The sequence below is a fragment of the Microbulbifer variabilis genome (assembly GCF_056232115.1).
In genome coordinates this window covers 4,667,687-4,691,108 of sequence record NZ_CP174325.1, presented here as the reverse complement: position 1 = coordinate 4,691,108, position 23,422 = coordinate 4,667,687, and the positions used below count along the sequence as shown (strand labels likewise).

Annotated in this window: 16 protein-coding genes and 1 pseudogene; 7 read left to right on the top strand and 10 right to left on the bottom strand. The window is 44.5% G+C overall.

What is annotated here, in order from left to right; translation table 11 throughout:
• The first annotated feature begins 40 nt into the window (after nt 1-40).
• Nucleotides 41-915 (top strand): annotated as a pseudogene (locus tag ACJJI7_RS21045) (SDR family oxidoreductase).
• Between the two features lie 500 nt (nt 916-1,415).
• Here the strand turns inward: ACJJI7_RS21045 and ACJJI7_RS21040 are convergent.
• On the bottom strand, nt 1,416-3,158 hold the full coding sequence (locus ACJJI7_RS21040; RefSeq protein WP_444901280.1) for a WD40/YVTN/BNR-like repeat-containing protein: 1,743 nt from the start codon (nt 3,156-3,158) through the stop codon (nt 1,416-1,418).
• 112 nt (nt 3,159-3,270) lie between these two features.
• On the opposite strand from ACJJI7_RS21040, the gene ACJJI7_RS21035 reads away from it, so the two are divergent.
• Nucleotides 3,271-3,933: a hypothetical protein gene (locus ACJJI7_RS21035; protein ID WP_444901281.1), complete on the top strand. Its 663-nt coding sequence runs from the start codon at nt 3,271-3,273 to the stop codon at nt 3,931-3,933.
• Nucleotides 3,930-5,903, top strand: a complete 1,974-nt coding sequence (locus ACJJI7_RS21030; RefSeq protein WP_020413234.1) for an alpha/beta hydrolase family protein — start codon at nt 3,930-3,932, stop codon at nt 5,901-5,903. The genes ACJJI7_RS21035 and ACJJI7_RS21030 overlap by 4 nt, the downstream gene beginning before the upstream one ends.
• Nucleotides 5,904-6,194: 291 nt before the next feature.
• Here ACJJI7_RS21030 and csrA read toward each other — a convergent pair whose 3' ends face one another.
• On the bottom strand, nt 6,195-6,383 hold the full coding sequence (gene csrA / locus ACJJI7_RS21025) for a carbon storage regulator CsrA (protein ID WP_444901282.1): 189 nt from the start codon (nt 6,381-6,383) through the stop codon (nt 6,195-6,197).
• 847 nt (nt 6,384-7,230) lie between these two features.
• On the opposite strand from csrA, the gene ACJJI7_RS21020 reads away from it, so the two are divergent.
• Together ACJJI7_RS21020 and ACJJI7_RS21015 are read left to right on the top strand one after the other, a co-directional pair.
• Entirely contained in the window at nt 7,231-7,824 is a 594-nt protein-coding gene (locus tag ACJJI7_RS21020) for a TetR/AcrR family transcriptional regulator (RefSeq protein ID WP_353376700.1), read from the top strand.
• 94 nt (nt 7,825-7,918) lie between these two features.
• Entirely contained in the window at nt 7,919-9,058 is a 1,140-nt protein-coding gene (locus ACJJI7_RS21015; protein WP_444901283.1) for a methyltransferase, read from the top strand.
• 133 nt (nt 9,059-9,191) lie between these two features.
• On the opposite strand, the gene ACJJI7_RS21010 is transcribed toward ACJJI7_RS21015, so the two are convergent.
• The 5 genes from ACJJI7_RS21010 to ACJJI7_RS20990 all read right to left on the bottom strand — a co-directional run bounded on the left by ACJJI7_RS21010 (nt 9,192) and on the right by ACJJI7_RS20990 (nt 15,362).
• On the bottom strand, nt 9,192-10,589 hold the full coding sequence (locus ACJJI7_RS21010) for an amidase family protein (protein WP_444901284.1): 1,398 nt from the start codon (nt 10,587-10,589) through the stop codon (nt 9,192-9,194).
• A 203-nt stretch (nt 10,590-10,792) separates the two neighbouring features.
• Complete coding sequence (locus ACJJI7_RS21005; protein WP_444901285.1) at nt 10,793-11,296, bottom strand: TlpA family protein disulfide reductase; 504 nt, start codon at nt 11,294-11,296, stop codon at nt 10,793-10,795.
• Nucleotides 11,296-13,404, bottom strand: a complete 2,109-nt coding sequence (locus tag ACJJI7_RS21000; RefSeq protein WP_353376704.1) for a TonB-dependent receptor plug domain-containing protein — start codon at nt 13,402-13,404, stop codon at nt 11,296-11,298. Before ACJJI7_RS21000 ends, ACJJI7_RS21005 begins: the two co-directional genes overlap by 1 nt.
• Nucleotides 13,405-13,826: 422 nt before the next feature.
• Nucleotides 13,827-14,426, bottom strand: a complete 600-nt coding sequence (locus ACJJI7_RS20995) for a DUF4360 domain-containing protein (RefSeq protein WP_444901286.1) — start codon at nt 14,424-14,426, stop codon at nt 13,827-13,829.
• Nucleotides 14,427-14,855: 429 nt separating this feature from the next.
• Nucleotides 14,856-15,362, bottom strand: coding sequence for an ester cyclase (locus tag ACJJI7_RS20990; RefSeq protein ID WP_282953085.1), 507 nt, complete (start codon nt 15,360-15,362; stop codon nt 14,856-14,858).
• Nucleotides 15,363-15,582: 220 nt separating this feature from the next.
• On the opposite strand from ACJJI7_RS20990, the gene ACJJI7_RS20985 reads away from it, so the two are divergent.
• Nucleotides 15,583-16,869, top strand: coding sequence for a hypothetical protein (locus tag ACJJI7_RS20985; protein ID WP_444901287.1), 1,287 nt, complete (start codon nt 15,583-15,585; stop codon nt 16,867-16,869).
• 202 nt (nt 16,870-17,071) lie between these two features.
• On the opposite strand, the gene ACJJI7_RS20980 is transcribed toward ACJJI7_RS20985, so the two are convergent.
• The gene (locus tag ACJJI7_RS20980) at nt 17,072-18,583 is read right to left on the bottom strand and encodes a lytic polysaccharide monooxygenase (RefSeq protein WP_040628755.1); all 1,512 of its coding nucleotides are present in this window, start codon (nt 18,581-18,583) and stop codon (nt 17,072-17,074) included.
• Between the two features lie 1,151 nt (nt 18,584-19,734).
• Between ACJJI7_RS20980 and ACJJI7_RS20975 the strand changes: the two genes are divergently transcribed.
• Nucleotides 19,735-20,724 carry a right-handed parallel beta-helix repeat-containing protein gene (locus tag ACJJI7_RS20975; protein WP_444901288.1) on the top strand — a complete coding sequence of 330 codons (990 nt, stop codon included), beginning with the start codon at nt 19,735-19,737 and terminating at the stop codon, nt 20,722-20,724.
• 87 nt (nt 20,725-20,811) lie between these two features.
• Here the strand turns inward: ACJJI7_RS20975 and ahpF are convergent, their stop codons facing one another.
• Nucleotides 20,812-22,362 (bottom strand): alkyl hydroperoxide reductase subunit F, encoded by a 1,551-nt coding sequence (ahpF, locus tag ACJJI7_RS20970; RefSeq protein WP_444901289.1) that lies wholly within the window; start codon nt 22,360-22,362, stop codon nt 20,812-20,814.
• A gap of 75 nt (nt 22,363-22,437) precedes the next feature.
• Nucleotides 22,438-23,004, bottom strand: a complete 567-nt coding sequence (gene ahpC, locus ACJJI7_RS20965) for an alkyl hydroperoxide reductase subunit C (protein WP_282953091.1) — start codon at nt 23,002-23,004, stop codon at nt 22,438-22,440.
• Nucleotides 23,005-23,422: the final 418 nt, after the last annotated feature.

Sequence of the window (23,422 nt, the reverse complement as noted above, 5' to 3'; positions counted from 1 at the left end):
TTGCGGCAGCTGATGTGATGAAAAATTTAAGGAGACAATCATGACTCAAACAGCGCTTATTACTGGTTCAAATAGTGGTTTCGGTTATCTCATTGCCAATACACTTGCAAATAATGGCTATAAAGTAATCGGCACCATGCGAGATCCAAGTGGCCGCAATGCTTCTGTAGCCAATGAGCTTATTGCTAAAGGTATCGTTGTCGTCGATATTGATGTAACCGATGATGAGAGCGTCGCCAATGGTATTGCTCAAGCAACTAAAGAAGTCGGTCCAATTGATATATTAATTAATAACGCGGGAGTCGGTACGCTCGGGTGGCAGGAGAGCTTTACCATCGAGGACTTTAAAAACTTTTTGATATCAATGTTTTTGGCGTTCAGCGTTTAATACGTGCAGTGTTGCCGCAGATGAAACAACGCCGCAGTGGAACTCTCATTCAAATATCAAGCATTTTAGGCAAGTTCGTATTACCTTTTCTTGGTTCTTATAATGCCACCAAACATGCGGTAGAAGGAATGGCAGAGAATTATCGCGTAGAGCTGGCGCAATTTGGTATTCAATCTTTGATTGTTCAACCAGGCGGATTTGGAACCGGTTTTGGCTCAAACCTGTTAAGAGCAAGTGATAAAGAAGTGGCTGCGAGTTATGGTGAATATGCAGATGCCCCTGAGCAAATGTGGGCCGGTACTGAGAAGGGCCATGAATCAGAGGATGCCCCCAGTCCGCAATTAGTTGCAGATGCGGTTCTGAACTTACTGAAGACGGAGCCTTCAAGTCGACCGTTTCGAACAACTGTGGACGGTACTGGATTGAACCCTACGATCGAAAAGATCAATCAAGTGACCGAAGAAGCAATGCAGGAAATTTATTCAGCATACGAAATGGGTAATTTATTCCAGCTTAAAAAGTACTAATCTGTTCAAGGTGTAGTAGCAATCTTATGTGCTTGTACAGATATAAAGGTACCTTATATTTTATATATTTAGATTTCACATGCTCTTAAATGTGCCTTGGATTTTTATCGCAGATAGTAAAAGCCCAATTATTCATACAGCCATTAGTACTGAACGGAAAATACTATTAAAGAGGCGCTGTACGCTATTAGATTTCCTGAGATAGAGGGGCGGAATAGTAAGCAATCTGATTTCAATGGGTATTCAGAATTACTATGGATAGAAGTGCATTGGCCTGCAGCCGGTATTCCTTTTCTAGAGCTAAGCATATCATTTGCTGTGGGAGTTTGGGCGGAGTTTGGCATCTGGTAAAGTGAAACCTTGTGCAAATCAGGCTAGCCATTGAAGTGTGTAAATAAAAAATTACTAATTCAATAGTATTTAGGGGTGATGCACGATATAGGCTATTTTTAACTTAATATGGGTGAGCATATAAAATACCAATGCTCACCCATATTTTGCTAGAAATTATCCTGTTGTCTTACCTGATGCCAATTGGCTCCAAAGTCAGTTGACTCATAGAAGTCCCCATTGGCACCATCACAGGATACCAACAGGCGGTCGGCAATCTGAGGGACTATAGAGGTACAATAGTCTGTCGGCGGTTCATTTTCGGTTGCCACCCAGCTCTCCCCACCATCGGTGGTGGTTAGGATTTTGACTTCAGTATCACGAGTTCCATCAGAAAAGCTATTTAACGCAAAGCTTACAATAGCAATAGCATCATTTTTATTGGAGAACCAGGGAACGGATCGGAATGTAAAGCTCTTTTTGCGACATGAGTTTTTTGGAGATTTATTATCCGGGCAGCTTCGGATATAGGTTGTTATTTTATTCTGAGCGCCATTTTGGTCGATTTTATGATAGGTTGGCTTTCCACTCAATGACCAAAAGCCAGCTTTTTCAATACCTAGCTGAACAGCACCAGCATCAATAATTGCTGAAAATTCAAAGTCATTAACAGATCTTTCGATCATCCAATTGTCGGGGTTATAAATGAAAATTTCGCTATTGATTGTCGCAAATATGGTATTTTCGTAGATTGAGTGGTTACGGATATTTATATAGTTCTGCCCATTGAGTTCAAATAGTGTTGTGTTGTATATGTGGCGATCTATTTTTTTTGAGTGAGCCTGTTTGTTTTTTATTTCAGCTTCTAATCTATGATCCCATCTTTTACTCGAATTAGTGGAATAGCGGTTAATTAGTCTCCATTGTACATCTGAACCAGATACGGCGCCTCTTAGAATATCTAGCTCAAAGTCACGAGCAACCAAAATCTCGATTTCTCCTGTATCAAGCATTCTTAAATGCTCTACATGAGAGTTGTGCTCTAGTGATATATCTAGCCAGTCCCCAAAAGCTGGACGCCAGAAAAGAGCTCCTTCACTACCCCCTACCACCAGGTCACCATTTTTATTTTGAGCAATGGCGGTTAATTCATGATTAGTGTCAACAGCATCAAGCTCCCACTCTCCTTCAGAGGTCCGCTTGATAAATACACCAATCTTGCCTAGAAAATAGATAGAATTGGCCGGCGAAACATACTGCTCATTGTATGTCACAGGATTCTGTGCAATAGATATATACGTTGATTCACGTTCCTCATCATTTTCATCAACATGCCATCCATTAAGTACCTCGGGGTTGTACTTAAGGAATGGGAAGTATTTCGTAAGCACTTCACCTTTCTCTGATTCTGGGGCTCGAATCAAGAGGTCAAGATACCTATCACCTTGAGGTTTCGGATAATAGATTAGTGTGCCGAGGTCTGTTACCTCTCCCTGGTTTACGGAGAAGGTTCCCAGTTTTTCATTTGCACTGACAAAGCGGCTGTACCATCCATTACCATTGGCGTAAAACGCTCGAATGCTACTCAGAGAGTAGTTTCCAGGTTTGACATAGGAGGCAAATACGGTCGTGCCATTTAATTTTGGCTTTGCGGCTAGGAGGCGCTCCGGCTTTATTGACTTTGACTCATTCAGGTTTTCAGGGTTGATTGTAAGCTGATTAAAGGGTAGGGGGTTACCTGAGGCATTGATGATCCGAGCGACTACGATACCCTCTTGATCATTAATAGGAGTGCTCTCTTCCAGAGCAGGCAGTATATTAACCTGCCCCGCACAGCCCTGTATAATTATTGTACAGGTCAAAAGTATAAGTGGGTAAAACTTTATACATCTGAAGGGTTTTATCCCGGGCATATTACTCTCCATAATTTTGGTCGATGCCTGCTAATTGTATTGCAACTAGCTCTAAGATAATATTCTCAGCCGTATCATTCATTTGCAAACCTGAACTTATGGAAGCGGTATCTTGACGCAAAATCTGGAGAATAAAAGGCTGGTAGAGTGTAACTCAGGCCGAATGGCCCTCTTTTTAAAGAGTGCCATTTTTACTGCGCTTTTTTTATCGGAGTCAGTAATTGCAAGAACTCTATCACTGGTATCTTATGAAAATCCACCTGATTTGGGAAGTAGGCAGGGATATGTACTGGTGAAGCTTGATGTGGATGGAACGGCGCCTTCGATCGAATTTTTTAAATTGTATTCCAACGGAAGCACCTACTTAGAAAGTGGGAAAAAAACCAGGCTGAAAAAAAATAACCGTTACCATATCAGCCTAAAGGGTAAGCCCTCAGGCTATTACTTAATGGCTATCCCCTCAGGCCTTTACCAAATTACTCAAATTAATGCACCTTATTTTAATCTTCCATACAAGCTAGATACGTCTAGTCGACGTACTTGGCGTTTTCATGTGGAAGCAGAAAAGACCAATTACATTGGCAGCTTGTTCATAGGTAAGCAGAGAAAATCAGATTCGATTGAAGTTTATTTAAAAAATCGTATAGCAACAGATTTTAATGAAATCCAAGCATCACTTGGATCGTTAACTGAGTTATATCCTCTGGTGTCTGGCACGGGAGTACAAGATGTGTTCTTTAATAGTTGGCAGGGTCCGCTGGAGGTAGAGCAGTGAAGATTGTTTGTCAGCTAATTCAATTAGCTTTGTTGAGTTTCATAGTAAATGTTGGGTCGGCAGTTGCGATGCCTGCTGAAACTTACTTTAAGCCCGTTGAAACTATGACGGCTCAGATTAGTCCTGATGGGAAGTTTGTAGCCTCTGTAGCTCAGGGTGATGAAAGCCAGAAGTTGGTTATTTGGAATAGTGTGGATGGATCTAAGAGAACATTGATTGATCTGAAAGCCTTAACACCTAGGGATGCGTCAATCCGATTCATTCGCTGGATCGGTCCTAGATATATTGTTGCGCAATTTATGGAGTTAAAAAAAGGTGTTAAAAATTTACTCGATACCAAGCCTGCTTATCGTTTATTGGTGCTCGATGTTTTAGGTTCTAAAAGTTTACCGCCAAAAGTATTTGAGGTGAAAACATCAGGTTGGTTAGTTCATGCCTTACCGGATGAGCCTGGGTATTTTCTATACGCCAAGAGTGGGATTTACTCCAAGGTATACAAGATAGACGTATCAAAACTGAACTTACTTAACCAGAAAGCGAGTAAGCTTGTACGAAAAGATGGCGGTCAATTTACAGCTCAGAATGAAGTAGCCTCGGTTAAGGGCTTTGCTGCACGATGGTTCTTTGACCTGTCAGGTCAGCCAGAATCTGCTCTGTATTTCGATGAAGGGAAGCTTCACCTAAGTAGGATTGCCGATGGTATTTCTTCAACTCCAATAAAGAGTTGGACGAAAGAAGAGTTAGAGGAGAAGCCATCTGCAGGTGAAAAGTATGGTGTTCTTATTCCGGTGTCTATTAGCCCTGAGGATGGTGCTTACTTTTGTCTGGATACAACTGCTGAGAAAGATCGCACTGTTTACCAGTGTAATTTTTCCACTGGGGAAGAAAGTGTAGTTTACCGATCAGATAGCTATGATATTGTTGATCTGATTATAGATGAATCAACGGGTGCGTTAATTGGTGTAAAAGTTGTCAGGGATGGAAAGCTTGAGTATCAATATATAGATGAAAGCATACAAGTAAACGATGGCATGACCAGTTTGCTGGAAACAACGGTGGGAGCAAGTATCGATAATACTGTAAAGCTTTACTTTAGTGAGACCCACGATCAGCCTGGACGCTATTTCATCCGAAAACAAGGACAGAAATCTGATCAGCTTGTTGCTTCTAAGTTTCCTCATTTAGATGGTCGGCTTGAGAGTCGTCAATTTCATGACTGGATTCAAGTAGAGGGAATAGATATTCCTTATGTTTTGAATATGCCGAAGGGAAACGGGCCATACCCTCTTATAGTGATGCCACATGGTGGCCCATTGGGTATTTTTGATCATCAGTATTTTGATTATTACACGCAGTTCTTTGTGGCGAATAAATATGCTGTTCTTAGAGTGAATTATCGAGGATCGAGTGGCTATTCAGCTGAACTGGAAGAGGCCGGTATTCAGCAGTGGGGTAACTTGATGCTTGAGGATATTTATCAGGCTACAAAGGTGGTTGGCGCTCGTAAGGATATTGCGTCTTCACAAATTTGTGCAGCAGGAGTGAGTTATGGTGGTTATGCAGCATTGATGATGGCTATTAAACATCAACAATTATTTCGCTGTGCAGTTAGTATAGCTGGTGTTACAGATGTTAACTTATATCTTAACTCCCCTTACACATCAGAGGCTCAAACTAAGTGGTTACAAGAGAATGTTGGTGACACTGTCAAAAATTACGATCTCTTGAAAGATATCTCTCCAGTATACTTGGCTCAAGAACTTAGTCGCCCAGTGTTTATTATTCATGGCGAGAAGGATGAGGTTGTCGATATAGAGCATATGCATCGTATGCATATGATGTTGAGTAAATTTAATAAAGACTATGAGTGGAAAGTTTATCCAGATATGGCTCATGGCCCTGCTGATAGTGAGCATCACGTAGCTGTTTTTAGCTCAATTATCGAATTCATAGAAAAAAATATGAAGTGAATTATCATTTTGATGAAATTCTAGGGTGTGTCCTAATTATTCTGTAATATCTTTTTAGCAGACTAGAATAGTTTCTCTCGACGAAGAGTGATTTTTGTACCTGACCAATTCACGGCTGTTCCTTTGTCGATATAATGTACTCTACGGTATGGCAGTAACTCCCCTTACTGCCTAAATTCTATTGATTTTTAAGTTATTTCATTCTCTGCTAGTACTAGTAGTATTCTAACTATTTAGGTTAATGTGGGGATACCCAGCAGGTTGGGGCTTCCTTGCTGGGAGCGTAGGGTTTCACTGACCGCTATTACTTATTCCCTTTCCTTGTTTAATGCGCCTATAAATTTCTTCACGGTGCACGGGTAGGGATTTGGGGGCATGTATTCCTATCTTTACTTGATTCCCCTTAACCTCCAATACTGTGATAGAGACATTTGTTCCAATTCTTAGGTTTTCGCCAGTCCGGCGCTTTAAGATCAACATATTCTTTTCCTACTGATACACATACTATGATTAGGCATTCCGTAACGGAAAGGCTTGAAGGGCGGTGTTTGCAGGAAATTTGAGGTGGGGCACGGGAACGGTAGGCGTAGAAAAAGAAAAGACAGGCAATACGCTCCCAGAGCTTGGGGAATCGCTCCAAGCTGCTGAATGTACTCCACTTTATTGAAGATGAGCGGGTTTCTAGCGTACTATGCATGTAGCCACTTTGATAGTCTGTGTATCAATTTGGTTAGCTGGCCCCTGGTGTTCCCGCACCTTGGGTCAGCGCCTTTTACTTTCTCTTATGTCACGCTACCGTTCTCCTATAGGGAAATGGGTTATTTGAAAAGATCTTGGGCCTTTTACTTCTGAGCTATTTAGCAATAGAAGCCTGTTGAGTTGTGGCCCTAAACACCGATAAATATCTACCAATTCTACGCAGCTTTGACACTAAAACAAACTTAATAAAATCCAATAAGATTATTTTCGTGCCTATATTTTGTTCTTTTCAGTTGGATAAATCTGATTTTCCTCTTAAGAATTTCGGATTAAATTCGCGTTCTTTATAGATTCCTGTGTTAACCAGCTCCCGATGATTTATCAATCACGAGCATCTGGATGACTTAGGATTTGTCTGTATGAATGGGCACGCTAAAGACAGACTGGTTATTCAATTGGAAAGCATATATGGGGAATCAGATTGTTCCTGATTTTCTGTAAAGTCCTCTTATGTAGTAAAGCTCTCAGTGTTCGTACAAACCCCTTATATTGAACAATAGTCATTCTGGAAGGTGGCGCTATACCCTGTTAGCCTCCATTGGATTGTGAATCGGGGACGGTAAGGAATATGCAGGAGTCGGATGTTGCCAATCGGTTGATAGAGGCGGCACGGGAGTGCTTTTTAAACGATGAGTACCACCGGGTAACCACTCGCCAGATTGCGTCTAAGGCGGGCGTGGCGGTATCAATGATCCGGTATTACTTTGGCAGTAAGGATGGCTTATACGAAGATATGATTCGTCAAACCTTGCTCCCCCTGATTAATGCGGTTGAGCAGCTGAGCCTCGATGGCGACTGGGATTTCGGTGACCTCTTCGATCTCTACTATGCCACAATGCAGAAGAATCCCAGGTTTCCAGCCCTAATCTTGAAGGTTATGGCACTTAATGAAGGGCCAGGAAAGAATGTTGTTCGCCAACTCTTAGAGCGGGGGCGCCAGCGGGGTGCCAGGAGATTGGCGGAAATTCAGGGCGCTGAACCTTCGGACACTGGCATTGAATATGATTTGCTCAGGATAGCGTTTGTCAGTCTTGCCATGTTACCCATGCTGGCCAAGCCAGTTCTCGAGGAGCAAATGGGCCAGGAAATGGGGCCTGAGTTTTTAAAGCAGCTTGCCGATTTTAATGGCCGAATCCTAAAGGCTGGTTTACAAAATATGTAACCTTTTAAGTCTCTGTTTGTAATCACAGAGATGTTTCTTTTAATGGCTATTTTTATCGGATATTTGTTTCTGAGGAGTTCTTATGCCCAGGTCTATGCAAAAGAATAGGGTTTCTAACTGGATCTTTAAGAGGGTTTCCAATGCGGTTTACAGTTTATGTAATATTCCAAACCGCCTGATGCCGCCTCCCTTTCGTTTGATGCAAATAGGATCTTTATTTTGGCAATCTCGTTGTTTATACGCTGCTGCCTGCCTCAATGTTGCTGATCATATTGAAGATAAAGCCATTTCAATAGAGAAGTTGGCGGATGCTTGCAATGCTGACAAACAATACCTCTATCGATTGATGAGAATGCTCTGTGCAATGGGGGTTTTTAAAGAAGGGGAATCGAAATATTTCTCCCATAATAGAAATTCAAGGGCGCTTCGTACCAACGCTGACAACAGCGTAAGGAGCATGATCCTGATGCATAATTCACCTGAATTCAGTAGGCCATGGTTTACCAATTTTGAGGGGCATATCAAGGAGGGCAGTGTACCTTTTGAAGGTGTGTATGAGCGGGAGATGTTTGGTTATATGAATGATCACCCGAAGGTTAGTGATCTATTTTCCGATGCAATGGATACTGTAGATCACCTTACCGGTTTACAATATTTGCAAGACTTTAACTGGGCAAATTTTGGTCGAATTATTGATTTGGGCGGCGCAAAGGGCAGTAAAAGTGCGAGTATCCTTTCTTCGTACAAACACTTGACTGCAGTTATTGTTGATAGGAGCAATGTAGAATCGACTGCGCGAGAGTATTGGCATACTCACCTGAATGATATTGTTAGGAAACGATTAGACTTTTATCCTGCTGATATCCTAAATGACCCACTTCCAAATGCAGTAAGTGATAAGGACATCTATTTGTGTGTGGCTATTTTTCACTTGCTGAATGATACCAGGGCTAAAGAGCTTTTGAAGAATATTCACCGGGCGATGGGTGAACACAATGCGACTTTAGCTATTGTTGATGCTGTACTGCCGGAGAAAGGGGCAGATCTCAATTTAGCGGCAATGGATATGCAGATGCTGATGGGAACACAAGGGCGTGAACGAACGGTCAGTGAGTGGAATAAGTTGTTTGTTCAGACTCCTTTCTACTTGGCTGAGACTGTCAGTGTGCGGTCTTTTGCTAAGGTGATGGTTTTAAAGAAAAGAGAGGAGTTAAAGCGAGCTGTCAGTAATTAAAGTGAGCTATCAATAATTGAGACATCTCTAATGTGGCCCCTATTCGACAGCAGGTATGTACCAATTGCCTGTAGAGATTTATAAAGAGATTTATAAGGAGTAAGTATTAATAGGCTAGGTGGGGCCTGAAATCTCACTTCAGGCCATTCGACACCAGTGGTGGTATCTGAAGCTCAATTTCCTTCGCTATGGCGAGAAGTGTTAAGTCTGCGCCGGGCACTCCATCCAGTTCCAGACCTACCGGTAAGCCATTATTACCCCGTCCAATAGGAATGCTTATTCCGGGAGCACCGGTGACTGCTGCTGTGGCATTGTTGTGTATGAGTGTATCCAGAGTCGGAAGCATTTTTCCGTTCAGTTCCAGTTGGTTAGATGACGTGCTAATGGGTTGAGCCTCGATCGGTGCTGTTGGGAATACAATCACGTCTAGTTGGTGCTGCCGGATGATTTTCAGGTAGCTGTCGCGTACTCCAGGCATTCTCTTTAAAGCGGTCTGATAGTCGGCATTTGATGGTGCCTTGGGGCCCATTACTGACTCCTGATAGGCAGCCTTTACATCTTTACTTTTGATCATTGCAACCAACTCAGCCAGTTGGGTATTAGGCTGGTAGCTCGCCAGGAATTGGGTCATAGCGGTTTTCATTTGATGAAATCCGATAGGAAACCCAACATCAAGGACTGCGCTCACTAATGAGGATAAGTCGATTTCTACTAAGGTGGCTCCCGCGGAGCTAAGGGAATGTAACGCAGCTTTAAAAGCTTGGTATACACCTGGTGAGAGATTATCAAATAGCGGGTGGACAAGCCCCAGGCGCAGCTGATTGAGTGGCTTTGCCTGGGGTGGGGCAGACCCGGTTAATATTTCAAACAGATAGGCGGTATCCTCTACGTTGGCAGCCATGGGGCCTGGGGTATCAAACGCTGGCACAGAGGGCACTATTCCCTCGGTGCTCAGGCAGCCAGTGGATGGCCGAAAGCCCACAATTCCTGTGAGGGCTGCTGGCAGCCTGATTGAACCGGCGGTATCCGTGCCCAGGCCTGCAGATACGATCCCGGCGGCAATGGCTGCTGCTGTTCCCCCGGATGAACCACCTGGAAAGCAGCATTTGTCCCAGGGATTCCTGACGGCGCCATAGGCGGCGTTATTAGAGGTTACGCCGAAGGCGAGTTCGTGCAAATTGGTTTTTCCAATGACGATAGCTCCGGCCTTCTCTAGATTCTCAATTATTGGGGCAGAAGCCTTGGCCTGGAAGTTCATACCAGGCGTGCCGGCAGTCGTTTGCATACCTCTCACATTCATATTGTCTTTGACGACGATGGGAATACCAGCAAGAGGCCTGTTATTGCTGCCTTCTTTCAGCTCGTTATCAATGCGCTGTGCTTTCTGTAATGCGCCTTGCCTATCCAGGCAGATAAAAGCATCCAGCTCTGAGTGGGCAACCGCATTATCACAGGCTTCTTCAATTAAGGATGTCGCTGTGATCTTTCTTTTACGGACCATCTCAGAAAGCTGGCGTAGAGATGTTGTCATGGTTTGGCTTACTGGCGGCTACTAGTTAACCTGGATATTAGAGTATTCACGGTGGAGTATTAGCGTAAGCATCATTTTCACTGGAAATATTTCTTCTCTCGAAAATCAGCGCCGCGCATCTAGTTGGGCAGTTAATGGAAAAAGCTCGATTGTTTTTCTATCTACCCCTGTGCTTTACCAGGGACAAAATTAAATCATTCAATTTATGACGTTTTTTGAGAAGTATTACCACAGGTAAAACCAAAGCTTTGTTCCAGGATTGGCTGCAGTTGCTCATCAGGAATATAACCCCTGAGCCAGCGCAGTGGCTTGCCATTGGGTGCTATTAGAAAACTGAAGGGGGTGCCGGGAGTTTCACCCAGCACTTGCTGGATTTTTCGATTCGCCTGGAACATGGGAAATTCCGGGCGCAATTTTCGATACTCAGCCAATAGTGCTTTGCGCGATCCGTTAATACCCAGGGCAAGTGGCTGGAACTGTTGTGAACACAAGTGTGTAAGCCAGTTGAGTGCTCGAACCTGACGAAAGCACCAGGGGCAGTCGGGTTCTACCAGTACCATCAGGCTTGGCTTGTCTTTGAAGTGCTGCAAGTTGATACGCTCAGACCCGGCAAGGCTGCGCAATTCAAAATCGAATAGGGAAGTGGGAACTTCAGTCGCGCCAGTTGGCGCGAACAGAAGTGTGAGGAGTAAGAGCCAGGCTCGCATTACAGGTTCCAGTCGAAGCCCAGGTAGAATTCACGGCCGCGCAGGGGACCATAGATATAGGCTACGTCATAGGCACCACTGGCATCCCAGAACAGAGGGGTTTCCCCTTCCTCGACCTGGGTGTAATCCGTGAGATTGTTGCCGCCCAGATACAGACTGAGGTTTTCACTCACATCAAAGGTCAATTTCATATCCAGTGTCCAATAGGCGTCTGCGTTTGTGCTCTTAAGTGTGGAATCGCCCAGCTGGTTAAAGCCTTCGTAGCCAAATTCAGCCAGGTCACGAGATCCGATCCAGGTGGCGCTAGCGTATAGCATCCAGTAATCGGCTTTGTAATCCAGATTGAATAGCGCACGTTGCTCCACTGGGGCAATGGCAAAGGATTCCCGGAAAACATCGTCGTAATCGTAGGTCTCCAGAGTGCCGCCAATAGATAGATTGTCGTTCAGCGCATAATTGAGAGTAATGTCGGCAGCACCTACAGAGGCGCTTTCCTGCATTTGGGTAAGCAGCGGTACCCCGTCCTCGGTTTCACTTAATGCCGCGAGGTTGTCTACTTCGGTAAATGCCAATGACAGGGTACTGTTAAGGCGCTCTCCTTCGAAGCTCAGCGCATAAGTTGCAGATAGAGACTTCTCCAGACTTTCAATGTCGATGGCAAAGCCATCTCCGGCATCCAGGATGCCGTGATCCGTTTCGAAAAAGGATAGGGGGGCTCGGTAGCCTCGCCCCAGCGCTACGCGGGAGGTCCATTGATCGTCGTGCAGGTAACGCAGGTCTATACGCGGGGCCACCACAGTTTCATCGATCTCAGTACCGGGTTTTTGCTCGGCGACGAAATCGGCTTTGGCATTATCCAGGCGTATGGCTAGTGCCAACTCAAGATCTGGTGAGACTGTCCAGGTATCCTGCAGGTAAAGGCCGGTAGTTTGGTAGTCGAAACTATCTTCGATGTAGTTGTCGCTTTCCGCACCCGCAGCAGAGTCGGAGCGCATGGATTCATCGCGAAGGTCGACACCAAACGTCAGCATATGCTGGTCGTTCAGGATCAGGTTGTTGCGCAGGTCGAAGTAATTGAGCGTGTCGGTAGCGCTGTAGTCGAACCCCTCGTAAAAGGAGTCCTGTTTATGCTCAGACCAGGCAACTGTCAGCAAAGTGTTATAGGACTCGTTAAATTCGTGTAGCCAGCTGCCGGAAATTTCACTGCGGGTGGTGGCTATCCATTCGGTGGTTTCCCAGGGTTTACCGATATATTGCTGTCGCACATCGTCGTCGACAAATAAGTGGTCAGACTCCACACCATCGTATCCGTGCAAGACTGAGCCAATGCTGTCTCCCTGGGGTCCACCAAAAATATTGGAGTCGGTGTAGGCCGCGCGAAGGATCAGGTTGTCCCTTTCGCCCAGGTCTTGCGAGAGACGCACCACGTAACTGGTATTTTCCTGTAACGGCGCCTCGCTGACGCCGTTATCATCGTTGTCCATCTGGTGATGTTTGTCATCCTGGATGACCAGCGATGTGCGGGTACGTTCATCATCGCTCAGATAGCCTGCCATCAAGCCAAGAAAATAACTGTCGTTGTCCTCCATGGAGGCATTTATATTGACGCCAGTTTCTTCTATCTCCTTGGAAATCACATTGATGGTTCCGCCGATTGCTTCGGGTGCCAGCAGTGATGCGCCAGCACCGCGGGCCACTTCGATACGTGAGATGCCGGTGGTGGCCAGTGCATCTACCGCGTAGTAGCCAGCCATCATCGTGTGTAAGGGAACGCCGTCGGTGAGGATGGTGGAGTGCTCCCCGCGCATACCATTCAGCATTACCCGCTTGACGCCGCACATAGAACACTCATTGGAAACCCGTACGCCGGGGGATTTCTCAATGGCATCCGTCAGGTTTACCGCTTGTTGGGACTTGATCAGGCTCTCGTCTACGACTTCAGTCTTCTGTATGGCGTCCAAAAGGGCGCCGCGTTCATACAGTCGCTGGCGGACACCTATCACTAAGGTCTCCTCCATTACAGCGTTTTGTCCGGAAGGCGCGTCATCGGCAAAGGAGGCAGGGATTGCGGAGCAGAGGGTGATGGCGATCAAGCTTTTGCGAAACATGGGTTGATTTCCCAGAAGTGAACTTTTCTCATATGGTAATGATTCGCATTTGCAAATCAAGTGGGCAATGGTGGTAGTTTTGGTGTCTTGGGGATTGGAGCGGGCGGAGTATGATTAGAGCCGGGCAGGTAGCCTGTTATTCAATGATTAAAAGTGACCGAAATTTAGAGTGAGGCCGCTTACATAAATTCAGGTCTGCCTAGCCGGGATGGCTGAGCCTCTATTGAAGGGAAAAAGTATATAGCGATTACCTATCTTTCTGGCTTTGCTGAGCTGAGTCACTCCGTATGTCTGAATGATTAATCTTTAATTAATTGCTGATATCAATATTGCCAAGCTGGTTAAAGAGGCCGTTTTTATTATTAAAATTTTTTGTACTCCCCACCTTACAAAGGGTGGGGAGTGACAACAGTTGCCCTTAATTACTCATCGCAAGGAACAATTTGTATATTCAAAAGCAACTGTGCTCCAACATCGGCAGAGCGTAAAGAAAATAAACTGTCAGCGCCGATTACTGTTGCAACGGTATCTGCTCTCGCAATAAGGGCCTCCCCATCGCACCCGGAATAGTAGGCAAATGGTGGGCGATCATTGAGGACAAAGTTCTCAAACCCAGAGCTATTCCAGTTATTGTCATGGCTTGGACCTTGGCTGCCAGAGAAAAAGTACTCTCGGTGGAAGTTAATATGTGATCCATCGGCAGAAAATACCGTGCCTCGCCAATCAATATCCAGTATTCCTACTGAAAATCCAGGTTCCACGCTCAAAGGCACCGCCAAGTTACAGTCGGAGCTGGCAATTGGGGTTAAAGAGTTTGTAACTGCGCTGTACTTACTAAATAGAATAGCGATATTTTCGTTGTTATCTGTCGCCGTGGCTGTTACAGATCCTACGGGACAGCCGGTACCGTTAACAGCGATTTCTCCAATTTCAATTTGCTGCCCATCAATGAGCAATGTTTTTGCCAGAATTGGGCCAGAAAAAACTGAACAAAGTGCGAGTGCTAGAAGTTTTTTAAACATTGATACTCTCCATTCCGTGAAAAGTTAAGAGGCCTGATCTTTATAAATCCTGTATGTGACATCTCGATTAATTGTTCTGTTTATAAAAGCTCCTTCTAGATTATTTGCCTCACACTGTAAAATTAAGATTTTTAATGTCAATTAATTACAGATGTAATTATTGGTGGTGGTTTAAGTTTGATTATATTTGTGGGCGGGGTCACGAATAGATTCAATGATAGTTAATTAGTGTGATAGATTGATCCGAGGTTAGTTGAAAGCTACTAGAGGAAGCCTTGGTAGTGTGCGCGAGTTGGTGGTTCGTCATTTCTGTAACAGTAATATTTTTATAGAATAATTTTTAAAGTAGTTTTTATAAATGGAAGGCCCTGGCGTAGGATTACCAGGGCCCGATGAGTGATCACATAATATTGATAGACTGAATGGGCATCATTTTAAGATACCAATTTGTTTCAAAAAGTCATATTTATCCCAAGTGACCCAGGTTTCAACAATTTTTCCGTTTTCTATCTTGACAAACTCCACGCAGTCCCAGGTGATAGTTTTATTTGTTGGTGTTTCTCCCATAAAAGACCCAACATGCTTGGCGCTAACCGTAACATGAGTGGCAACCATATTTCCCTCAGCTACCTGCATACTATTGAGTACTTTCAAGTCCTTAAATGCGGCACGAAACTTTGTAACTTCAGCTTCAAATTCCTTTAGATTACGCTTTTGCTTTCCAAGATCTGGGCTAACTGCAGAGTCAAGATTATTCACATAGTTAGGTGCGAATATTGTTGACGGATCAATTTTTGAGTCACTTTTCCAAAAGTCAATAGCTTTTAGCGCAATTTTCTTATTTTCTTGAAGATTATCGGATTGTGCAATTACACTGGTGGCACCAGTGAGGCCAAGAAATATCGCCAAAGCCACTGGAAATAAGAGTTTAGGCATAAAATCCTCCCAACAATTGAACAAGTAATTCGATACTAAGTATGAGTGCTAGCGTAAATTGCGCCATCTAAATTGCACTCTGTCTGAGGAGATCTTGACGATCTAGAACTGGTTTCGGCCTTTATATGGAATTATTCTGAATAACAGTGAGTAGATGATTAAGCGGGTGACTGTCTAGAGCAACGGTATATCAGTATTCTTAATACTTGGCGTGTTTTTTATGAGCTTAGAGCCATTCTCGAGGGAGCTTGGCCCCCAAGAAGCACTATTTGTCGAGATGACCAGGCTGTCTCACGGCGGTTTGCAGTTTGTGTCTTTTATAAGGGTTTGCGAACCCTTAAAGGTAGGCCCTCTACGTGAGGGATTGGCTTACCTTCATAAACGCCATCCACTTCTACGTGCTCGTGTGAAAAGGGAGGAGCGACTGCGCTGGATTTGTGATGTTGACTTTAAAGATATCCCTCTGGAGGTATGCCACCTAAAGAGCGACTTAAACCTTGAAGAAGCGTTTAAGACCCATGCGCTGAACTGTCTGGATAGTGAAAAATATGTATACAGTTTGAGGTTGTACCTTAATAAAGAGGGACTGGTCGAGTGGGTCTCTATGATCAATATTCATGCAGTACTCGATGGCAGGTCAATAATGACACTGTTCTCAGATTTAGATAGATTTCTTCGCTCTAACACAAACCTTGAACAAGTCGAATCTCTGCCCCTACAGGAAAGCATAGCGAGCCAATTGGAAGCTTCTGGATATTTTGGAGAGGAAGAGCTTGAACATAAAAGCAAAGGAGATTTCAGCTGGGCAGTAGAGAAAGAAGCCGCTCCCTCTGAACGCAAGGCCTGTGCCATCTCATATCTCATGCCGCCGGAAAAGATTGATTTGTTGGCCCAGCTGGCTAAAAAAAACAAGGTAAAACTTACTGCGGTTTACTGCGCCATAGCATCAATTGCTGCAAGAGCTATACCTGGTTACAAAAAATTAACAGAAGTTATTCTGGCTATGGATGCACGAGGATTGTGCAGTCCTAATATACCTTTCGATCATATCGGCTCATTTTCAGAAACTACCAGTTTGGCTCTTCCTCCCAATGTTGTCTCAGCTGATATTATCGATGTTGCCGGAAGTTTGAATGAACAGATTGACGCTGTGCTACTCAAGCAGAGACCGATGACAAAAAATCTAAGTTCTGATTACAACATGGAAGACATAACCCGTATGGCTGCTGAAGTTACAGCGCAACAAAGCTCTTTCCCGGCAGGCATAATTGTTTCAAACGTGGGGAATATGCGCTTTTTAGCAGATGAAATACGATATTTTGAAATACAGAAGCCAATGATTACATTAACTAATGGCATAAATCCGCTAATGGTAGTCAATTATACGACCTACCGAAACTCGGTTTTTATTTTTGGTTATTGTGAACCTTTGATAAGTAAGGAAAGTATCTCTAAGTATATCGATGAGTATATGGATATTGTTAATGAGTTAATCTCAGGTGTTTGATCTTCAATCAGCTAGGGCAGGGCATCTAGAAAAAACTGATCTGGCTGTATTTTGGCTACTTTTCTAGAGATTTTTAGGAGTGGGAGCGCCTAGAAATTTCCAATACCGTTACTAAGTTGCAACTTAGAAAGGGTTAAGGGGGCTTGTGTCAATTGTCACAAGCCCCCTAGGTTAATAAAGTAAAAGTTACTTGTTGGGTGGCTTAGCGCCACACTCCCCATTGCCCGGTTGTGCCAGGTTCTTCACCCCTGGTCCACCATCCAGCAGTCCATGTTTGGCCATTGTGGCTTACCTGATCACCTGCGGTGTAGATTTGGTTGCTATCCCAAGCTTGAATATTGGGATCAGTAGGATCAGTAGGATCAGTAGGATCAGTAGGATCAGTAGGATCAGTAGGAGATGATGGTTCAACTACAAAGGAGTAGACCTCGTCATCCGTAGTAGAGTTACTGCTTACCGTTAATTTGAAGCTCAACTCATGATGTTCATTGGTTAAGCTTGACGTATCAATTACCAGTGCACCACTAGGTCCGGTCGCTGTTTCAACAGGGCTTCCACTTACTTGTGACCACGCGGTATCAGTGATATCTCCTGTGCTTTCTCCCGGTGAGAGTACCAGTAAATCTCCGTGCTCCACCTTTGCTATGTCGAGAGGTTTTAAAACCTTGGGCGTGATAGCGGCTATTAACTCGCTTCCATTACTCGTGATAGTGAACTCGCCGGAAGCGCGAGAATCTTTGGAGTTGAAATAGTTTCCATGTAAATCACCCTGGAAATACATGTAGTGGTTCATCTCCTCATGCCAGCGGCCGATAAAGACATTTCCATTGTGATTTGATTGATACCAGCCGGTAACCTGAGAGGCGAGCAGTCTATCCCAATCATTTTTATTGTCTTCGGTAATTGCCAGTGAAAATGATGAATGTTCCTCACCATTTTTATTGAATACCTTGTAATTGACGGTGTCACCTACATCTACCGAATCGATATTAATGTCTTCTGGAATAAAGGTGTTACCCTGGATGAGGTATGGCTCCGTAGTACCGGGATCAGGTTCGGTAGGCGGCTCAACATCACCATTTACAATGGTGATATCACTACAGTTGTAGAAGCCTTCACCCGCTGCATCTTCTCGCTGCCAGCGTACAAATAAAATTGCATTACCCACTCTATCTTCTGGAATAGTAACATTCATGCGATATTGACTATTCACAACAGGCACATTTCCCACCTCCTGGATAAGCTCCAGGTCATCCCATGCAAGGGGTTGCGAAAGATCAGCGTTTGGTTTTGTTAGGAAAAATTGCCAGAAAGATGGGTTGTGTGGTGCTGTTGCGTGAAATACGTACTCGAAGGTTCCCGCACTGACTTCAACCCGGGTCCAGGCTTCAGTTGCTGCACCCATGCCCTTTTTCTGGGGGTCATTGGCATAACATAGAGTCCCATCAGGAATGGCATTTTTTACGGCTGTAAAATTATTGTAGTCAGGGATGTTGATAGAAAATTCATTGTGCTGCTGGAAAGGATAAGATCCAGAAATAGTTTTTGCCAGTGCGCAAGCGGGGTTAGGTGGTGTTCCAGACCAGATGTTTCCCTGGTCATAGCAAATTTTTTGCCTGGCCTTTGGGTATTCAGACCAGCCATGAGCTTGAACCTGCATACTGAAAGGCATTAGTAGCATTGTTGCAATGGCACATTTAGTTCTTAGTAGCATGAAATTACTCCAGGTTTCTATATCTTTCTTAGGCCCGTTTTTCTTAGATGAATAAAATTATTCACGGTTATGGTTGAACTGTTAGCAAGAAAATCTTGCTGTTTGAGCGGCTCCGTTAAAAGGGGTTAATTCGGCCTGTTTGGCATTTTAAAAATAATTTCTTAGCATAAACTGTGAAGCAAGTTGGCTTTTCTTTGCCTTGGAATCTTTTTTACTGTTTCATAGATTTGTAGAAAAAAATTCTTGGATAAATTTATGAACTCGTTCACTTACACTAATTGAACTGACCCTCAGCTAGGGTGAGGGTTCCCTTTGATAGATTAATTTTCAGTTTTTCTGTCCGTTTTCTAGAGATGATAGTGAGGATCAACTTCGCTTTTAGGCATATCGCGACACCGTTATCCGTCATCAATCAATTGGAGAGGGTAAGGAGGAAGGGAAAAGTTCTGCCGTCTATGGTTAATTTAGATATATGTGCCGAAATATCTATATCCGGGTATGAGCCTCACTTACTGGGGTAATGGAAAACAAAAATATAGATTTATTCGCTTGAAATGAGTTTGCTGGCGTTTCTGGCTGAAGTAAATAGAGATAGGTTTTATAGGGGCCCGTTCTCGCTTTAACTGTGATCTGATGTTTTGATTGACCAGTATGGTGAAATTCTCTAAGGGTTGTTGGTCTAGATTAAGAAGTCTAATTGAACGGAGTTAATTGTTTAAACGATGTGCTTTATGTTTTACTATCATTCCGCATGGTCCAGATTCGATTTTATATGTTATTCCTTCACCATTGAGATCATACCTATTTTATAAGCGGTGAAGTTTTGGCTGTCATAAGATGCTCCTTATAAAGTGAAGTCTTCAATTCGTATTTTGCTGCGTGATGATGTTTTTTGTGACGTTATAAATTTAGGGTGATCTTCTTGTATTTATTCCGATTTGACGCTTTTTTATTGGGCGGGTTTCAGGGCATGTCAAACATACAGGTCATACATGTAGAAGCAGAATAAAAAATCTCGAATTCAGAATAAAAAAGATATGTAGGCAATAATCTTCCAGTTGTTTTCAATCTACGCTGCTAGAACCCCCCCTATGGGGTTACAGACGGATTTTCTTTGGCGCTGAATGCCTTATAAATACAGGGAATTAACAATGAATCTGAAGAGTTTAAATCTGGCAGCGGGTCCTATATTTTCTTCTCTTATGGCGTGTGGGTTTCTTGTGCCACACCAAGCGTTTGCGGTTGAATGCGGTGATAGAATACTTATACCAACATTTCTGACAGAGGAGTTGCATTGCCCTCTAACAGTTGATAGCCCATATGCGCTTACTATCGTTGGGCCTTCTGGGTATTTAAGGATGCTCGGTAAGGGCAAGATAACTTGCGATAATTCTCTAGGTGCTGGAATCGCTGGGGTATTGGTAGAAGGTCTTTCTTCATTTGTAGCTGGCGGTGAAGTTGACGCTTGCCCTACAGGAATCATTTTAGAAGGAGTTGGTTCGCACTCTATTTTGAACACAAAGATTAGTAACTCAACATCGGATGGTGTTGAGGTAATAAGCGATTTTAATTTCATCTCTGGAAGTGAAATAATCGGTTCAGGGCCAGGATCTTCAAGTACAGGAGTAGCAATCACTGAAGGGGGAGAGTATACAACTATTAGCAGTAATTTTATAGATGACAATGGCATAGATGGTATAGCTGTTCGTGGTCAAAATACACTGGTGACGCTAAATGAAATAGTTAACAGTGGTATCAACGGGTTATTGATTAATGCAGAAAATACCACGGTAACCAATAACTTTATCAGTTTTAATTTAGATGATGGTATTGATATAGAGACTGGCTTCAACACAATGTCAGGAAATGTTATCAGGGAGAATGGAGAGGATGGTATTGATGTGGATAATGTCGTAACCGGGAATTTAATCAATAATAATTATGTTATAGATAGTGTTGAGTTGGGGATTGCTATTGAGACAAATGCAGTAGGAAATACGATCAAGGATAATACGGCGCAGGGCAGTGGCATGTTCGACTTAATTGATGTCACAGAAAATGCTTTCTGTACCAATCAGCTGAATACCTGGGAAAATAATACAGCTGATACCTCAAGCCCTGATTGCTTGAAGGGCTTGTAAGTTATTCAGTCAATTAGTGGCCAATGCATAATGCTTTTTTTACTGATTAGGGACCAGCTTTTTGCTGGCCCCTATTAATTATTATCATTACTCAACTGAAGATCGAATTAAGTAATCAAAAGCGCCCAGTGCGGCTGTAGCCCCTGCACCCATTGAAACTACAATCTGCTTGTAGGGTACGGTAGTGGCATCACCAGCGGCGTAAACGCCGGGGATAGAGGTTGCTCCGCGCTCGTCGATCACAATCTCACCCATAGGGTTCATCTCTATATCGGTTTCCTTAAGGAATTCCGTGTTCGGTACCAGGCCAATCTGCACAAAGACGCCGGCCAGATCGAGCTTTTTGCTCTCGCCTGACTCTCGGTCAGTGTAAGCAAGGCCGTTGACCCTGTTGCCATCGCCCAATACTTCCGTGGTTTGTGCATTGACAATAATATCGATGTTGTCCATCAGCTGTGCTTTGCGTACCAATACTTCATCTGCACGCAGTTTATCGGCAAATTCTAGTACGGTGACGTGTTCAACGATTCCGGCAAGATCGATGGCTGCTTCGATACCGGAGTTGCCGCCGCCAATAACCGCTACGCGCTTGCCTTTAAAGAATGGGCCATCGCAGTGGGGGCAGTAGGCTACGCCCTTGGTGCGGTATTCTGCTTCTCCAGGAACGCCCAGCTCTCTCCAGCGTGCACCCGTGGCCAGTATTACTGAGCGGCTGGATAGGGTGGCGCCACTTTGTAGTTCAATGTCTACCAGCTCGTTGCGCTGTAAATTTGCTGCGCGCTGGTCGGTAACAATATCTACACCATATTTTTTAACATGCTGCTCCAGGCTGGCTGCGAGCTTGGGGCCCTCGGTGTAAGGTACAGAGATAAAGTTCTCAATACCAACAGTGTCCATCACCTGGCCGCCAAAGCGTTCGGCTACCAGTCCGGTACGAATGCCTTTACGTGCGGCGTAGATGGCTGCCGCTGCGCCCGCCGGCCCGCCGCCAACTACTAGAAGGTCGTAGGGGGCTTTTTCATTCAATTCTCCAGCTTTACGTTCTGCGGAGCCGGTATCCAGTTTGCCGACAATTTCTTCAAGGGACATTCTACCCTGGCCGAAATGTTCGCCGTTTAGGTAGACCGCAGGTACGGCCATGATATTGCGTTGCTCAACTTCCTTCTGGAACAGCCCACCATCGATCATCTCGTGGGTGATGTTCGGATTAAGGGTGGCCATCAGGTTCAGTGCCTGAACAACATCCGGGCAGTTCTGGCATGAGAGGGAAATGTAAGTTTCAAAGTGAAATTCACCTTCCAAGTTACGCACTTGCTCCAACAGCTCGGGATCTAACTTGGAGGGGTGGCCACCAGCTTGTAGTAGCGCCAAAACCAATGATGTAAATTCGTGGCCCAGGGGAATGCCGGCAAAGCTTACACGGGGTTCCTCTCCAGCAGGGGCGATAGCCATGCTTGGTGTGCGCCTGGCCTGGCCCTGTTGTGCGGTAATCTTGCTAGAGAGCCCTGAGATTTCATCTACCAGGGTTTCCAGTTCTTTTGATTTTTCGCTGTTATCAGTGGACACACGAATCTCGATCGGCTTGACGATATTCTGCAGGTAAGTGTCCAGTTGTTTTTTCAGGTTTGCGTCCAACATCGGTGTGTCCTTTCTCTAACTAGTTCAGATTGGTTGTGGCCCACCGGTTGGTGGGCCGGGTCAGAGGTATTTGGTTTAAATTTTTCCTACCAGATCGAGGGAGGGCGCTAAGGTCTCTTCACCTTCCTTCCACTTAGCTGGGCAGACCTCCCCGGGATGAGCGGCGATGTACTGTGCTGCTTTGATCTTGCGCAATAGCTCGCTGGCGTCGCGGCCAATTCCTCCGGCAGTGATCTCGACAATCTGGATACGGCCTTCGGGGTCGATCACAAAGGTGCCGCGGTCAGCGATACCTTCCTCTTCGATCATCACTCCAAAGTTACGAGTGATGGTGCCTGTGGGGTCGCCAATCATGGGGTATTGAATCTTGCCGATAGTGTCGGAAGCGTCGTGCCAGGCCTTGTGAGTGAAATGGGTATCGGTGGATACGGAGTAGATCTCCACTCCCAGTTTCTTGAACTCTTCGTAGTTATCCGCCAGATCGCCCAGTTCGGTGGGGCACACAAAGGTGAAGTCTGCGGGATAGAAGAAGAACACCGCCCACTTGCCCTTAACATCGGCGTCGCTGATATCCAAGAAGTCGCCGTTCAGGTAAGCCTTGGCGTCAAAGGGCTTTAGTTGGGATTCGATGTAACGTGACATGGATAACTCCTTACTCATCACTGTCTTGTCAGTCGTTGTCTTTGGAACGGGATTTATACTATCGATCTATATATTTTAATAAAAATTATTAATGTAAATATCTGTGATAGTTTTTTTCAATCATTAATGTGGAGCTGATTGGTCTGGGCCAGAGTTAAGGATTTCGGAATACTTCTGTTAAGCCAAAACTGTCAGAAGTAGTTTTATTGATGCCCGCTTGACACTTCCGGAATAGGGAAGTGTTAGATCGCTAAAGTGGTCATTGCTTTTTAAGCCCAAGGGGCAAAAAAGGCTTGGGTTCTAAATGGAAAGACGCTAGCAATGAATTAAAGGAGCAAGCCGGATTTCTGTGGATCTGGGTGGCTTTGGACTGACAAGAGGTTGAATGTTGCCGCTATGAGTCCGAGTGTGGTGCATG

What these genes read in the sequence shown, in the direction of transcription:
- ACJJI7_RS21015 (WP_444901283.1), top strand. Translation starts at nt 7,919, where the DNA reads ATGCAAAAGAATAGGGTTTCTAACTGGATCTTTAAGAGGGTTTCCAAT.
- ACJJI7_RS20985 (WP_444901287.1), top strand. Translation starts at nt 15,583, where the DNA reads ATGAGCTTAGAGCCATTCTCGAGGGAGCTTGGCCCCCAAGAAGCACTA.
- ACJJI7_RS20990 (WP_282953085.1), bottom strand. Translation starts at nt 15,362, where the DNA reads ATGCCTAAACTCTTATTTCCAGTGGCTTTGGCGATATTTCTTGGCCTC.
- ACJJI7_RS20995 (WP_444901286.1), bottom strand. Translation starts at nt 14,426, where the DNA reads ATGTTTAAAAAACTTCTAGCACTCGCACTTTGTTCAGTTTTTTCTGGC.
- ACJJI7_RS21020 (WP_353376700.1), top strand. Translation starts at nt 7,231, where the DNA reads ATGCAGGAGTCGGATGTTGCCAATCGGTTGATAGAGGCGGCACGGGAG.
- ACJJI7_RS21005 (WP_444901285.1), bottom strand. Translation starts at nt 11,296, where the DNA reads ATGCGAGCCTGGCTCTTACTCCTCACACTTCTGTTCGCGCCAACTGGC.
- ACJJI7_RS21040 (WP_444901280.1), bottom strand. Translation starts at nt 3,158, where the DNA reads ATGCCCGGGATAAAACCCTTCAGATGTATAAAGTTTTACCCACTTATA.
- csrA (WP_444901282.1), bottom strand. Translation starts at nt 6,383, where the DNA reads ATGTTGATCTTAAAGCGCCGGACTGGCGAAAACCTAAGAATTGGAACA.
- ahpF (WP_444901289.1), bottom strand. Translation starts at nt 22,362, where the DNA reads ATGTTGGACGCAAACCTGAAAAAACAACTGGACACTTACCTGCAGAAT.
- ahpC (WP_282953091.1), bottom strand. Translation starts at nt 23,004, where the DNA reads ATGTCACGTTACATCGAATCCCAACTAAAGCCCTTTGACGCCAAGGCT.
- ACJJI7_RS21000 (WP_353376704.1), bottom strand. Translation starts at nt 13,404, where the DNA reads ATGTTTCGCAAAAGCTTGATCGCCATCACCCTCTGCTCCGCAATCCCT.
- ACJJI7_RS20975 (WP_444901288.1), top strand. Translation starts at nt 19,735, where the DNA reads ATGAATCTGAAGAGTTTAAATCTGGCAGCGGGTCCTATATTTTCTTCT.
- ACJJI7_RS21010 (WP_444901284.1), bottom strand. Translation starts at nt 10,589, where the DNA reads ATGACAACATCTCTACGCCAGCTTTCTGAGATGGTCCGTAAAAGAAAG.
- ACJJI7_RS20980 (WP_040628755.1), bottom strand. Translation starts at nt 18,583, where the DNA reads ATGCTACTAAGAACTAAATGTGCCATTGCAACAATGCTACTAATGCCT.